Below are 13,397 nucleotides of genomic sequence, written 5' to 3' on the forward strand. Positions count from 1 at the left end.
CCGCCGCATCATCGATGCAGGCGGCAACTGGCTGCGACGACTACCGATCACGGATGCCTTGCCGTTGATTCATCACCAAGCGTTGGCTGCCACTCAAGGAGTAAAAATATGAGGGGAAACCTCAGGGACAGACCACGGTTTCAGTGAAGAGGCGGAAATACGTGCTTGTCCCCTATTTCTTGTTTCTATTGCCCGAGTTCGAATCGCTGCTCATTTACTTCAGCACCCCACTGTTTGCCAGGCTGCTGAAGAGCCAGGCGAAAACCGAATTTCTCATACAGGTGCCTTGCCGCATCAAGACCCTCAAAAGTCCACAGATATGCCCGGTGGTACTTCCGCGTCTGACAGAACGCCATCGCCGAAGTAAGCAGCGTTGTCCCAACGCCTGTTCCTCGCATTTTGTCTGAAGCAACGAACCAGCGAAGATGCGCTCCTTCCTGCTCGGCGTGGGCGCCGTCGATGGCAATTGCCGCCTCAATGTTGCCGTCTAGCAGCGCCAGCCAAAGACCGTCGCGTTCGCCGTCATATTGTTCGCAGAACTCCGAAAGTTCGCGCGCCACCTTGGTTTCAAAGGGGAGGCCAAATCCGACGAGCTTGCTGTAATAGCGCGCGTGAAGTTCAACGATCCTTCCAATGGAACCCGGTATGTAGCCTTTGTGAATTGTCAGAGTCATGATGAAGCGCGAGAAGGGCCTGATTGCCAAGGTTAACGGACTCGGCACAGCGAAGGTCGGCTGCCCCGTGGAGTTGAACGAGGATAAACCAGCGGCGACAGGGAGCAAACCACGGGTTCAGGGGGGCGGAGCGGATGCCGGGTCGCTAGGGCGAAACGCCTGGCCGAACGACTCCCACGGTCAACCGGGAAAAACAGCCAAAATTGAAATCCGCTTCCCGGCAGCCAGCGCCGGGTTTCCATCCGGGCGACTTACTGTGCAGGCGCAGCTTCGGTCTTCTCGATTTCGGTCAGCGTCAGGTAGCCGTCCTTGGTGTTGACGACCTTGTAGATGGCGTCGGGTTTGGTTTGGGCTTTTTTGAGCACGGACTGCCATTCGAGTTCGGCCAGGCGCAGACCGTCGATCTTCTTGTGCAGCGTGGCGACGCTGTCGGCCAGCTCGGTCTTGAGGTCTTCATTGAATTGCTCGACCTTTTTGGCGGTGGGGTTCATGGCGATCAGGACGGTGTTGGCGAGCGTCAGCAAGAGGGCGACGCCGACGAGGATGACCGTCAGTTTTTCAAATGATCGTGCCTTGACGGGTTGCTCCTGGCTGTCTTTGGATTCTTTTTCGCTCATGGTCTCGTTCCCGGGTTGCTTGGTGTATCAGCTACTACGGCCGATGTGGGGGCGAACTTGAGCTTTTCGCGGCGGGGCGGGTTTTGACGGGTGCTACGGTCAACCGGAAAAAACGGCGAAATTTGATATTGTCGGGACGGCGATGGCGTCGAGGTCGACATCCCGCAAGTCCGCCAGCATCCGCCAGGCGCCGCTGAAGTCTTCGCCGGCGGTGTAGTCGTTGGGGGTGACGAGGCAGCGCAGGCCGGCGGCGCGGGCGGCACGCAGACCATTGGCGGAGTCTTCGATGGCCAGGCAATTTTCGGCTGGCAGGGCGAGGTGGTCGAGCACCCAGCGGTAGATGTCGGGGGCCGGCTTCTTGTTGGGCACGATGTCACCGGCGCCGATGACCTCGAACCAGCCCGGCGCATCGGGCCCGAGTGTGGCGTGGAGCAGGGCGGTGACGTTTTCCGGGGTGGTCGTCGTGGCTATGGCGAGGCGCAGGCCGCGCTGGCGGGCGTGCTGGATGAGCGCGGCGACGCCGGGGCGGAGCGGCAGGCTGCCGGAGTCGACGAGGCGCAGGTAGTGGCGCGTCTTGGCGGCGTGGAGGTCGCGGACGAGCACTTCGAATTCGGGCCGGGCGGCGAGGGTGGGCGCCTGGCCGGCGGCGTAGTGGCGGATGCGTTCCTTGCCGCCGGTGATGGCGAGCAGCTCGCCGTACAGGCTTTCATCCCAGTGCCAGTCCAGTCCGAGATCGGCGAAGGCGTGGTTGAAGGCGGGGCGGTGGCCGTCGCGCTCAGTGTCGGCCAGCGTGCCGTCGACGTCGAAGATCAGGGCGTGGAGTGGGTGCATGCGCAGCACGATAGCCGGGGTCGATTTGGGTATCCAGTCAGAATTTCTGAAGGTGGCGGTAAGCACCGCGTTAATAAGCTATAACTTACTCAGGCGATAAGAAAGTCTGACTGTTACTTAATTAAGAAGTCACTTATCTTAATTGCCAATGCGGTAACACAAGAATGATTGGAGACACCATGCAATTCGGCCGTACGACCCTCTCGAAGTTCGTTATTGAAAACACCCGTTCCAGCCACGGCGAACTTGGCGCGTTGCTCATCGACGTCGCCGCCGCCGTCAAGACCATCTCGGCGATGGTCGCCAAAGGCGCGCTGGCCGGGCACCACGGCGCACTGGAGAGTACCAATATCCAGGGCGAGGTGCAGAAGAAGCTTGATGTGCTGACCAACGAAGCCATCCTGCGTCACTGCGAGTGGGGCGGCCAGCTGGCCGGCATGGCTTCCGAGGAAATGGACGATCCCTATCCGATCCCGGCCGAATACCCGCGTGGCCGCTACCTGCTGGTTTTTGATCCGCTCGACGGCTCGTCGAACAGCGACGTCAATGTCTCGGTCGGCACCATTTTCTCCATTTTTGCCCGGTCGACCGCCGGCGATGCCGAACTCGGCGACTACCTGCGCCAAGGCAGCCAACAGGTCGCCGCCGGTTACGCCATCTACGGCCCATCGACGATGATGGTATTGACGCTCGGCAACGGCACCCACGGCTTCACGCTGGATCGCGAGAGTGGCAACTTCCTGCTGACCCACGCCAACATCCGCGTCCCGGAAGATACCCGCGAATTCGCCATCAATACCTCGAACGAGCGTTTCTGGGAGCCGCCGGTGCAGCGCTACGTCAGCGAGTGCAAGGCCGGCAAGACAGGGGTGCGTGGCGAGGATTTCAATACCCGCTGGATCGCTTCGATGGTCGCCGAAGTGCATCGCATCCTGATCCGCGGCGGCATTTTCATGTACCCGAAGGACAGCAAGGACCCGTCCAAGCCGGGCCGCCTGCGCCTGCTCTACGAAGCCAACCCGATGGCCATGCTCATCGAGCAGGCCGGCGGTGCGGCGAGCACCGGCCGCCAGCGCATCCTCGACGTGGCGCCGGACAGCCTGCACCAGCGCGTCCCGGTCATCCTCGGTTCGAAGAATGAGGTCGAGCGGCTGGAGCGCTACCACCAGGAATACGACACGGGGGCTGATCGGCCGTTTGTCTCGCCGCTGTTCTCGGATCGCTCGCTGTTCCGCGATCAGGCCTAGGCAACAGGTCAATTCGTCATCCCCGCGAAAGCGGGGATCCAGAAGGCTCAAGGAACTGGATTCCCGCCTGCGCGGGAATGACGATTCAGTCGCAGGGTAAAGAATTCACATCTGCAGGGAGAAACAAATGTCCGTCAAACACCCCATCATCGCCATCACCGGTTCTTCCGGCGCCGGCACCAGCACGGTGATGCAGAGCTTCCAGCACATCTTCCGCCGCGAATGCCTCAATGCCCAGATCGTCGAGGGCGATTCCTTCCATCGCTACGACCGAATGGCGATGCGCGCTGAAATGAAGGCGCAGGAAGAGGCCGGCAATCGTAACTTCAGCCATTTCGGGCCGGAAGCCAATCTTCTAGAAGAATTGCAGGACCTCTTCATCGCCTACGGCAAGGACGGTACCGGCAAGTTCCGCAAATACCTGCACGATGCTGGCGAGGCCGAGCCTTTCGGCCAGCAGCCGGGCACCTTCACGCCGTGGCAGGAGATCACCGCGGTCACCGACCTGATGTTCTACGAAGGCCTGCACGGCGCCTATGCCGATGACAAGATCGACATCGCCAAGCAGGTCGATCTGTGCGTTGGTGTCGTGCCGACCATCAACCTCGAATGGATCCAGAAGCTGCACCGCGACCAGAAAATGCGCGGCTATTCGCAGGAGGCGGTCACCGATACCATCCTGCGTCGCATGCCGGATTACGTCAGCCACCTTTGCCCGCAGTTCTCGCGCACGCACGTCAATTTTCAGCGCGTGCCTATCGTCGATACCTCCAACCCCTTCATCGCCCGCGACATCCCGACGGCCGACGAGAGCATGGTGGTGATCCGCTTCGCCAACCCGAAGGGCATCGACTTCCAGTACCTCATCAACATCCTGCACGGCGCCATGATGACCCGCCCGAACACGCTGGTCGTCCCCGGCGGCAAGATGGGCCTGGCCATGCAGATGATTTTCACGCCGATGGTTTTGCGGTTGATGGACCACAAGCGGCGGGCCTAGCCCCTGATTGTCGTTCCCGCGGAAGCGGGAACCCAGGAATGCAGGGAGCTGGATTCCCGCTTCCGCGGGAATGACCGATAGACGAATTTGGAGACAAACATGGATCGCAACCAGACCGAAACCACCTTCCGCCGCGAACTGGCCAACGCCGTCCGCTTCCTCGCCATCGACGCCGTCAATCAGGCCAAATCCGGTCACCCCGGCGCGCCGATGGGCATGGCCGACATCGCCGAAGTGCTCTGGCGCGACCATCTCAAGCACAATCCCGCCAACCCGCAGTGGGCCGACCGCGACCGCTTCGTGCTGTCCAACGGCCACGGCTCGATGCTGCTCTACGCGCTGCTCCACCTGACTGGCTACGACCTCAACATCGACGACCTCAAGAGCTTCCGCCAGTTCGGCAGCCGTACCGCCGGCCACCCGGAAGTCGGCCACACGCCCGGCGTCGAGACGACCACCGGCCCGCTCGGCCAGGGCCTGACCAACGCCGTCGGCATGGCGCTGGCCGAAAAGCTGCTGGCCCAACGCTACAACCGGCCGGGCTGCGAGATCGTCGATCACCGGACCTGGGTCTTCGTCGGCGACGGCTGCCTGATGGAAGGCATCAGCCACGAAGCCTGTTCGCTGGCCGGCGTCTGGGGGCTCGACAAACTGACCTGCTTCTACGACGACAACGGGATTTCCATCGACGGCCACGTCAAAGGCTGGTTCCGCGACGATACCCCGGCCCGCTTCCGCGCCTACGGCTGGCATGTCGTCGGGCCGATTGACGGCCATGACTCGGCAGCGCTCAGCGCGGCCATTGCCGAAGCCAAAACGGTCACCGGCCAGCCGACGCTGATCGTCTGCCGCACCCAGATCGGTTGGGGCTCGCCGAACAAGGCCGGTTCGCACGACGTCCATGGCGCGCCGCTCGGCGCCGACGAAACCGCGGCCACCCGCGCCGCCCTCGGCTGGCCGTACGGGCCGTTCGAAGTGCCGGACAGCCTGCGCGCCGCGTGGAATGCCCGGGCTTCCGGCGCCGCGGCCGAAACCAGCTGGCAGACCCGGTTCGCCGCCTACCGCGCCCAGTACCCCGAACTGGCCGCCGAGTTCGAGCGCACCCAATCCCACGGTCTACCGGAAAAATGGCCCGAAATTAAAAGCGAACTGCTCGCTGCGGCCGGCCGCAAGGAAGCGGCCACTGCCACCCGCAAGTCGTCGCAGAACTGCCTCGACCTGCTGGTCGACCGCGTGCCTGAATTGCTTGGCGGCTCGGCCGACCTGACCGGCTCCAACCTGACCGCCGGCAAAGGCAGCGTCGCCCTGCACGAGGCCGGCGAGCGGCAGGCCAACTACGTTTCCTACGGCGTCCGCGAATTCGGCATGACGGCGATCATGAACGGCATCGCCCTGCACGGCGGGCTGATTCCCTACGGCGGAACCTTCGCCGTGTTCTCCGACTACGCCCGCAACGCCATCCGGATGAGCGCGCTCATGAAACAGCGCGTCGTGCATGTCCTGACCCACGATTCGATCGGCCTCGGCGAGGACGGCCCGACCCACCAGCCGGTCGAGCACGCCAGCAGCCTGCGCATCATTCCCGGCCTCGACCTCTGGCGCCCCTGCGACGAGCTGGAAACAGCCATCGCCTGGGCCGAAGCGCTCGAGCGCCAAGACGGACCTTCCGCCCTCTTTTTGTCGCGTCAAAACCTGCCGCAATACGGCGGCGCGGCGAGCCGGGCGGAAGGTGCCAGCCGTGGCGGCTACGTGCTCTCCGAAGCCGACGGCCAGTTGCAGGCGGTGATCATCGCCACCGGCTCGGAAGTCGCCATCGCCATGCAGGCACAGGCCATTCTGAAAGCCGGCGGGGTTGCCGTGCGCGTCGTCTCGATGCCCTGTACGCGGCGCTTTGACCAGCAGACGTCGACGTGGAAAAAACTCGTGCTGCCGCCGGATGTTTGCCGCGTTGCCATCGAAGCCGGCCAGACCGATTTTTGGCACAAATACGTCGGCCTCGACGGTGACGTGCTCGGCATCGACGAATTCGGCGCCTCTGCCCCGGCCCCGGTGCTCTACGACCACTACGGCCTGACGGCGGACAACCTGGCGCAGACGGTCCTGCGCACCATCGTCAGCGCCGGGGGGAGCGATGGCGACTTCTGATGCCTGATCCGACGCCCGCCTAGCCCGGACAACCCCAATTCAAGCCGTCCCGAACGCCCGTTAACGCGGGCGTAACGGGCCGGCTCGCTCAAGAATTCTTAATCATCAGGAGACAACACCATGCCAATACGGGTGGCAATCAACGGCTTCGGCCGGATCGGGCGCATGGCCTTCCGGGCCATCGCCAAGGAAAAAGAGTTTGAAAACATCGAGGTGGTCGCCATCAACGACCTGCTCGAACCGGACTACCTCGCCTACATGCTCAAGTACGACTCGGTGCACGGCAATTTCGACGGCAAGATTTCGGTCGAGGGAAACCACCTCGTCGTCAATGGCAAAAAAATCCGCCTCAGCGCCGTCAAGGACGCCGCCGAGCTGAACTGGGGCGAGGTCAAGGCAGATATCGTGATCGAGGCGACCGGCCATTTTCTGACCCACGAAAGCTGCGAGAAACACCTGACGGCGGGCGCCAAAAAAGTTGTCCAGTCGGCCCCGGCCAAGGACGAGACGCCGATGTTCGTATTCGGCGTCAATCACCAGAAATATGCCGGCGAAACCATCGTCTCGGCAGCTTCCTGCACGACCAACTGCCTGGCCCCGGTGGCCAAGGTGCTGCACGACAACTTTGGCATCAAGCGCGGCCTGATGAGCACGGTGCACGCCGCGACGGCGACGCAAAAGACCGTCGATGGCCCGTCCAGCAAGGATTGGCGCGGCGGGCGCGGCATTCTTGAGAACATCATCCCGTCCACCACGGGTGCCGCCAAGGCCGTCGGCAAGGTCATCCCGGAACTCAAGAAGAAGCTGACCGGCATGGCCTTCCGCGTGCCGACTTCCGACGTCTCGGTGGTCGACCTGACCGTCGAGCTGGAAAAGCCGGCGACTTACGAAGAAATCTGCGCCGCGATGAAGGCCGCGTCGAGCAAGGGGCCGCTCAAGACCGTGCTTGGCTACACCGACGAAAAGGTGGTCTCGACCGATTTTCGCGGTTGCCCGAAGCCGTCGATCTTCGACGCCACAGCTGGCATCGCGCTCGACCCCACCTTCGTCAAGGTCGTTGCCTGGTACGACAACGAGTACGGCTACACCTGCAACATGCTGCGCTTCGTCCAGCACATCGCCCGGGAAGCGCCAACAAAATGATTCTGGCGTCGTTGCGCCGCCTTGCCGTACCAATCGTACTGTCTGCGGCGGCGCGCCTAGCCAGAACCGCTGCGCTTCATTTTGTTAACGCTTCCCAACAGAATTAAGGATCAACCATGGCCCTCATTTCCCTACGCCAACTACTCGACCACGCGGCCGAGCACAGCTACGGTCTACCCGCTTTCAACGTCAATAACATGGAGCAGATCCAGGCCATCATGCAGGCGGCCGAAGCCTGCGACAGCCCGGTCATCCTGCAGGCCTCGGCCGGGGCGCGCAAATACGCCGGCGAGCCCTTCCTGCGCAAGCTGGTCGAAGCCGCCATCGAGCAGTACCCGGACATCCCCGTCTGCCTGCACCAGGATCACGGCACTTCGCCGGCCGTCTGCCTGCAATCGATGCGCAGTGGCTTCTCCAGTGTGATGATGGACGGTTCGCTGGGCCCGGACGGCAAGACGCCGGCCCCCTACGCCTACAACGTCCTGGTGACCAGCAAGGTGGTCGAGATGGCCCACGCCATCGGCGTCTCGGTTGAGGGCGAACTGGGCTGCCTCGGTTCGCTGGAAACCGGCGAGGCGGGTGAGGAAGATGGCATCGGTGCGGCCGGCAAGCTCGACCACTCGCAAATGCTGACCGACCCCGAAGAAGCTGCCGACTTCGTCGCCAAAACCGGCGTCGACGCACTGGCCATCGCCATCGGCACCAGCCATGGCGCCTACAAATTCACCCGGCCGCCGACCGGCGAAATCCTCGCCATCGACCGCATCAAGGCCATCCACGCCCGCATCCCGAACACCCATCTGGTCATGCACGGCTCAAGCAGCGTGCCGCAGGAATGGCTGGCGGTCATCCGCCAGTACGGCGGCGCGATGAAGGAAACCTACGGCGTGCCGGTCGAGGAAATCGTCGAAGGCATCCGCCACGGCGTGCGCAAGGTCAATATCGACACCGATATCCGCCTCGCCATGACCGGCGCCATGCGGAAAGCAATGGCCGACAAGCCGGAAGAATTCGATCCGCGCGCCTTCCTCAAAGCGGCTGTGGTTGCCGCCCGCGACATCTGCAAATTGCGTTTCGACGCTTTTGGCTGCGCCGGTCAGGCCAGCCGTATCAAACCCGTGTCACTGGAGAAAATGGCTGCCGCCTACCGCTGACCAAACCGAGCATCACTCTGCTGTACCTTGCGTTTACGGCCCCGAAGTCTGGGGCCGTCTTTTTTCGGAGGCACCATGAGCCAACCTGATTTCGTCATCGCCCCAAGCATCCTCTCCGCCAATTTCGCCAAGCTCGGCGAAGAGGTCAGCAACGTCATCGCCTCGGGCGCCGACTGGATTCACTTCGACGTGATGGACAACCACTACGTCCCCAACCTGACCATCGGCCCGCTGGTCTGCCAGGCCATCCGGCCATGCACCACGGCGCCTATCGACGTGCACCTCATGGTCAAACCCGTCGACCGCATCATCCCCGACTTCGCCAAGGCCGGCGCCAACATCATCACCTTCCACCCGGAAGCTTCCGACCACGTCGACCGCAGCCTGGCGCTGATCCGCGATAGCGGCTGTCAGGGCGGCCTGGTCTTCAACCCGGCGACGCCGCTCGACTACATGGATTATGTCCTCGACAAGATCGACGTCATCCTGCTCATGAGCGTGAACCCCGGCTTCGGCGGCCAGAAATTCATCGCCGGCACGCTGGCCAAGGCCAGGCTGGCCAGAGCCAAACTGGACGCCTACGAACGCGAAACCGGCCGGCGCATCCGCCTCGAAATCGACGGCGGCGTAAACACCGCCAACATTGCCGAAATCGCCCGCGCCGGCGTTGATGCCTTCGTCGCCGGCTCCGCTGTCTACGGCGCAGGCAAGGATGGCGATCCGCATCGCTACGATTCGATCATCGGCGCTTTGCGCAGCGAGTTGGCCAAGGTCTGACGCTGGGCTTATTTACCGTGCGACAGCCATTTTAGGATCATGGCGAATAGTGCATCGGGATCGACCGGCTTGGCGATGAAGTCGTTCATGCCGGCTTCCATGCAGCGCTGTTTGTCCTCATAGAAGGCGTTGGCGGTCATGGCGGCGATCGGCGTCTGGCCGCCGTTCGCCAGTTGCCTGATCCGGCGGGTTGCTTCGAGGCCGTCCATGCGTGGCATCTGCATGTCCATCAGGATCAGGTCGCACGGTGTTTCCCGGGCGCACTGGACGGCTTCTTCGCCATCGACGGCGACGATGACTTGCAAACCGGTCTCTTCGAGCAGGGTTAGCATGACTTCGCGGTTGATCGGCTCGTCCTCGACGAGCAGGATGCGTCGACCGGTGTAGTGCTCGCGCAGTACGGTTTCGGCATTGCCGGAATCGGTCCTTTCCGGCGAACGGTCGGCGCCGGCCATTTTGTTGAGGCGGGCGGTAAACCAGAACGTGCTTCCGGCGCCCGGGGTACTCACCACGCCGGCGCTGCCACCCATCAATTCGGCCAGTTTTTTGGTAATGGCCAGCCCCAGTCCGGTACCGCCGTACTGACGCGTGGTCGAATTGTCGGCCTGTTCGAAGTCACTGAACAGCCGCGGGATGACATCGGCGGCAATGCCCGGGCCGGTATCTTCGACTTCAAAGCGGAGCAGGACCTTGCTGCCGGTTTCCTCTTCAACCCGAACGCGCAGGGTGATCTGGCCGGCTTCGGTGAATTTGACGGCATTGGCGGCGTAATTGAGCAAGGATTGCTGCAACCGGGTCGGGTCGCCGCGCAGATGGGCCGACGGTGCCTGCACCTCCTGGATGATCTTGAGCTGCTTGGCCTCCGCCCGCTCGTTGAGCATCGAGGCGACGTTGCCAAGCAGGGCGCCGAGATGGACGTCGGTTTCTTCCAGGGTCAGCTTGCCGGCTTCGATTTTCGACAGATCGAGAATGGCGTTGATGATTTCCAGCAGGTGTTTCCCGGCATTCTCGATCTTGTCGAGGTAGCTGCCCTGATGGGGCATCAAGCCGGATTTGCGCAGGATGTGAGTCATGCCGGTGATGGCATTGAGCGGTGTACGGATTTCATGGCTCATGTTGGCCAGGAAGGCACTCTTCGCTACGTTGGCGCTCTCGGCCGCTTCCTTGGCCGTGCTCAGTTGCCCGGTCCGTTCGGCCACCAGTTTTTCCAGATGCCGGCGGTAGTTCTCCAGTTCGGTGACGTCCTTGACGGCGCCGTAGAGGTGGTGATGCCCGCCGGGCTGCGCATCTTCGACCTGGGCGACGTTGCGCAGATAGCGGATCGAGCCATCGCGGTGGGCGATGCGCAGAATGGTGTCGCTTGACTGCCCCGGTTGCAGCCCGGTGACGGAGAGGTCAAACAGCGATAGATCCTCGGGCAGGACGAAGGACCGCCAGCATCCCCGGCGTCGTAACTCGTCCGTCGAGTAGCCGAAGACCTGCTCGGCCTGGCCGCCCACCCATTCGATTCTGAACATCCCGTCGTCGCTGCGCAGACAGGAGTAGATCAGGTCGCTGGTCAGGGACGAAATGTGACGGAAGCGATTTTCGCTTTCCTGGAGTGCTATCTCGGTATGCCGGCGTTCAGTCACGTCGGTACAGAATCCCATTACCCGGTTTTCGGGCAGGGTGATGGTCCGCAAGGTGGCGTCGAACAAGCTGCCATCCTTGCGCCGCAAGGTGATGTCGGTGTCGTACAGCTTGGCCTGCCTGATGATTTGGTACTGCTCATGGTGTTGTGGCTGGGCGCCGGGTGGCGCAATGTCGCCAATCGACATGCCGAGCAACTCTTCCCGGCTGTAACCGACCAGTTGGCACGCGGCCGGATTGACATCGAGGTAGCGGCCCTCGGCGTTGGCTACGAAAATACCCTCGGGTGCCGCCTCAACGTAGTTCCTGAAGCGGGATTCGGAGGCCAGCAAAGTCGCCGTATCCGCCATCTTCTGTCGCCAGGAACGGAGCAGCAACCAGGCGGCGAAAACGCTGAGCACAAAAAAGACCGCCAAAAACAGGATGACGTTGCGCTTCTCTTCATTCCAGACGTCAAAGTAATCCTGAGGGGCCATGCCGACGTTAAGGACAAATGGCAGGCCGCTGATCCTTTGAAAGGCATAGGTTCGTTCAAAACCGTCGGGGGTCTTGAGTGCGTGAAAGTTGCCCTGGTCGACGCCGGATTCAAGCAGGGAAAGAAACTCGGCGGAGACTGTCTGGTCGCCGATAACCCCGCCAGCACCCTCAACGGCAGGGAAGCGCGTGACCAGCGCCTTGTCGACGTGGCGAAGAACTGCCGAGCCGTGCGGGCCGAGCCTGGGTTTGCCAAGCTGTTCAAAAAAGTGGCTGACCGGCACCGCTGCATTGACGACGCCGGCAAACTTGCCATCGGGACTGCGGTAGGAGCGACTGAAGACGATGACCCAGAGCTTTGATACCTTGCCGATTACCGGCTTGGTAACAATCATTCGTTGGCCGGGGGCGGCCTGTTGTTCGCTGAAAAAGGCGCGGTCGGCATAACTTTCCAAGGTCGATTTGTTCACCCCTTTGCCCCACAGTACCCTTCCCTCGTTGTCGCTGGCTCTGAATCCATCGACTTCAGGCAGGCGGTCTTTCTGGGCTGCCAGAATGCGATTGACCGTATCGTCATCGAGGCCGCCGTGCGTCATCTGGTGTTCAAGCGCGTCGACAATGCCGAGCAGGGCCAGATCGATCCGGCGCCCTGAATCGCCGATGTTCTGGGCGAGTAGCGCCGCCAGATTGGACGTTGTGTAGCGCACCTGCTCGACCGTCCGCTCCCGGCTGTAGATCAGGCTCTGGAGGCCAATCAGGATAATGACCAGATTGATCAGAAACACCCCGGCGACCAGCCCGACCATGAATTTTCTGGTGGGTACCGATAGCGAAGTGTGGTCAGTCTGGCTGGCTTTCATCATCGATTCTGGATTGATATATATTCTGATTATGCTGGCCGGATTCGTTTCGACCCGATATTCGCAAGGGCATTGGTTCGTCGTGGTAAGGCGCGTCTCTGGCAAAAAAGCTGTGCCACACCGCTGTATTTAAAAGCTTTGTAGCACTTGAATACAGACTGATATCCTACCCTGATTCGCCGGAGATTTGCGGAAGGCGATAGCCTGCCTTCCCGTCCGTCGGCCCAATGGCAGCTGCCCGAAGGCAGTGCCACGGTCAACCGGGAAAAATGGCCAAAATTGAAATCGGCTTAGGTTCGGCAATCCTGATCAAGACACATTTTTCTTCCGAACTTTGCGGCAAATCGCAGTCTAAACAACGCCGAGAGCATTTCCTCCCCCCGGTCCTGTCAGCGCTGCACTCCTTCAATAATTTACGGAGACCCACCATGCCGAAATGGATCAACCTGCTGTTTCTGTCTTTCTTTGCCGCTGTTGCCGGCGAAGCATTTTTCTTCACCTTCATCGACCCGAAACTGCTCTATCTGTTTGGCGAGCCGGTGTACTGGAGCCCTATGGTCGTCTACTCGCTCGGCTTCTTCATGTTCTGGGCCTTGACCGGCCTGACCGCAGCGCTCGTTGCCTTGATGCTGAAACCCGGCGATGAGGTTAACCGGGAACATCACCCTGTGCCTCATTCTGCTCCCCCCGGTGCTTGCTGAGTCGCCGCGATTCGATCATTGGCGCCCATGCCGTGTGTTGTCTTGGCTATGCGCCCGGTGATTGCTACGGTCAACCGGGGAAAACATTCAAAAATCAAATCGAGCTAAAGGTCGTCAATAACGCGTCGGGCTCCGTTGGTTTCGT

11 protein-coding genes are annotated in these 13,397 nt (G+C 61.6%); 7 read left to right on the top strand and 4 right to left on the bottom strand.

Going from position 1 to position 13,397, the window contains the following annotated elements:
- Positions 1 to 185: 185 nt before the first annotated feature.
- The 3 genes from WBK19_RS15605 to WBK19_RS15615 all read right to left on the bottom strand — a co-directional run bounded on the left by WBK19_RS15605 (position 186) and on the right by WBK19_RS15615 (position 2,122).
- On the bottom strand, positions 186 to 674 hold the full coding sequence (locus WBK19_RS15605) for a GNAT family N-acetyltransferase (RefSeq protein ID WP_511291319.1): 489 nt from the start codon (positions 672 to 674) through the stop codon (positions 186 to 188).
- Between the two features lie 251 nt (positions 675 to 925).
- Positions 926 to 1,291, bottom strand: a complete 366-nt coding sequence (locus WBK19_RS15610) for a hypothetical protein (protein WP_511291321.1) — start codon at positions 1,289 to 1,291, stop codon at positions 926 to 928.
- A 99-nt stretch (positions 1,292 to 1,390) separates the two neighbouring features.
- On the bottom strand, positions 1,391 to 2,122 hold the full coding sequence (locus WBK19_RS15615) for an HAD family hydrolase (protein WP_511291323.1): 732 nt from the start codon (positions 2,120 to 2,122) through the stop codon (positions 1,391 to 1,393).
- 179 nt (positions 2,123 to 2,301) lie between these two features.
- Here WBK19_RS15615 and WBK19_RS15620 point away from each other — a divergent pair, with 179 nt between their 5' ends.
- From WBK19_RS15620 to rpe, 6 genes are all read left to right on the top strand, one after another.
- Positions 2,302 to 3,369: a class 1 fructose-bisphosphatase gene (locus tag WBK19_RS15620; protein ID WP_511291325.1), complete on the top strand. Its 1,068-nt coding sequence runs from the start codon at positions 2,302 to 2,304 to the stop codon at positions 3,367 to 3,369.
- Positions 3,370 to 3,496: 127 nt separating this feature from the next.
- Positions 3,497 to 4,369 carry a phosphoribulokinase gene (locus WBK19_RS15625; RefSeq protein ID WP_511291327.1) on the top strand — a complete coding sequence of 291 codons (873 nt, stop codon included), beginning with the start codon at positions 3,497 to 3,499 and terminating at the stop codon, positions 4,367 to 4,369.
- Positions 4,370 to 4,468: 99 nt separating this feature from the next.
- A complete protein-coding gene (gene tkt / locus WBK19_RS15630; RefSeq protein WP_511291329.1) occupies positions 4,469 to 6,514 on the top strand; it encodes a transketolase in 2,046 nt (681 codons plus the stop codon).
- Positions 6,515 to 6,634: 120 nt separating this feature from the next.
- Complete coding sequence (gene gap, locus WBK19_RS15635) at positions 6,635 to 7,657, top strand: type I glyceraldehyde-3-phosphate dehydrogenase (protein WP_511291331.1); 1,023 nt, start codon at positions 6,635 to 6,637, stop codon at positions 7,655 to 7,657.
- Between the two features lie 116 nt (positions 7,658 to 7,773).
- Entirely contained in the window at positions 7,774 to 8,811 is a 1,038-nt protein-coding gene (gene fba, locus WBK19_RS15640; RefSeq protein ID WP_511291333.1) for a class II fructose-bisphosphate aldolase, read from the top strand.
- A 75-nt stretch (positions 8,812 to 8,886) separates the two neighbouring features.
- Positions 8,887 to 9,588, top strand: coding sequence for a ribulose-phosphate 3-epimerase (gene rpe, locus WBK19_RS15645; RefSeq protein WP_511291335.1), 702 nt, complete (start codon positions 8,887 to 8,889; stop codon positions 9,586 to 9,588).
- 8 nt (positions 9,589 to 9,596) lie between these two features.
- On the opposite strand, the gene WBK19_RS15650 is transcribed toward rpe, so the two are convergent.
- On the bottom strand, positions 9,597 to 12,554 hold the full coding sequence (locus WBK19_RS15650; RefSeq protein ID WP_511291337.1) for a PAS domain S-box protein: 2,958 nt from the start codon (positions 12,552 to 12,554) through the stop codon (positions 9,597 to 9,599).
- 266 nt (positions 12,555 to 12,820) lie between these two features.
- On the opposite strand from WBK19_RS15650, the gene WBK19_RS15655 reads away from it, so the two are divergent.
- Positions 12,821 to 13,252: a hypothetical protein gene (locus WBK19_RS15655; protein ID WP_511291339.1), complete on the top strand. Its 432-nt coding sequence runs from the start codon at positions 12,821 to 12,823 to the stop codon at positions 13,250 to 13,252.
- Positions 13,253 to 13,397 lie beyond the last annotated feature (145 nt).

Source organism: Azonexus sp., assembly GCF_049652925.1.
In the GTDB taxonomy this organism is placed as follows: Bacteria; Pseudomonadota; Gammaproteobacteria; order Burkholderiales; family Rhodocyclaceae; genus Azonexus.

Coding starts and splice junctions, on each gene's coding strand:
- WBK19_RS15625 (WP_511291327.1), top strand. CDS start 3,497: ATGTCCGTCAAACACCCCATCATCGCCATCACCGGTTCTTCCGGCGCC.
- WBK19_RS15620 (WP_511291325.1), top strand. CDS start 2,302: ATGCAATTCGGCCGTACGACCCTCTCGAAGTTCGTTATTGAAAACACC.
- WBK19_RS15610 (WP_511291321.1), bottom strand. CDS start 1,291: ATGAGCGAAAAAGAATCCAAAGACAGCCAGGAGCAACCCGTCAAGGCA.
- fba (WP_511291333.1), top strand. CDS start 7,774: ATGGCCCTCATTTCCCTACGCCAACTACTCGACCACGCGGCCGAGCAC.
- rpe (WP_511291335.1), top strand. CDS start 8,887: ATGAGCCAACCTGATTTCGTCATCGCCCCAAGCATCCTCTCCGCCAAT.
- tkt (WP_511291329.1), top strand. CDS start 4,469: ATGGATCGCAACCAGACCGAAACCACCTTCCGCCGCGAACTGGCCAAC.
- gap (WP_511291331.1), top strand. CDS start 6,635: ATGCCAATACGGGTGGCAATCAACGGCTTCGGCCGGATCGGGCGCATG.
- WBK19_RS15615 (WP_511291323.1), bottom strand. CDS start 2,122: ATGCACCCACTCCACGCCCTGATCTTCGACGTCGACGGCACGCTGGCC.
- WBK19_RS15605 (WP_511291319.1), bottom strand. CDS start 674: ATGACTCTGACAATTCACAAAGGCTACATACCGGGTTCCATTGGAAGG.
- WBK19_RS15650 (WP_511291337.1), bottom strand. CDS start 12,554: ATGATGAAAGCCAGCCAGACTGACCACACTTCGCTATCGGTACCCACC.
- WBK19_RS15655 (WP_511291339.1), top strand. CDS start 12,821: ATGGCCAAAATTGAAATCGGCTTAGGTTCGGCAATCCTGATCAAGACA.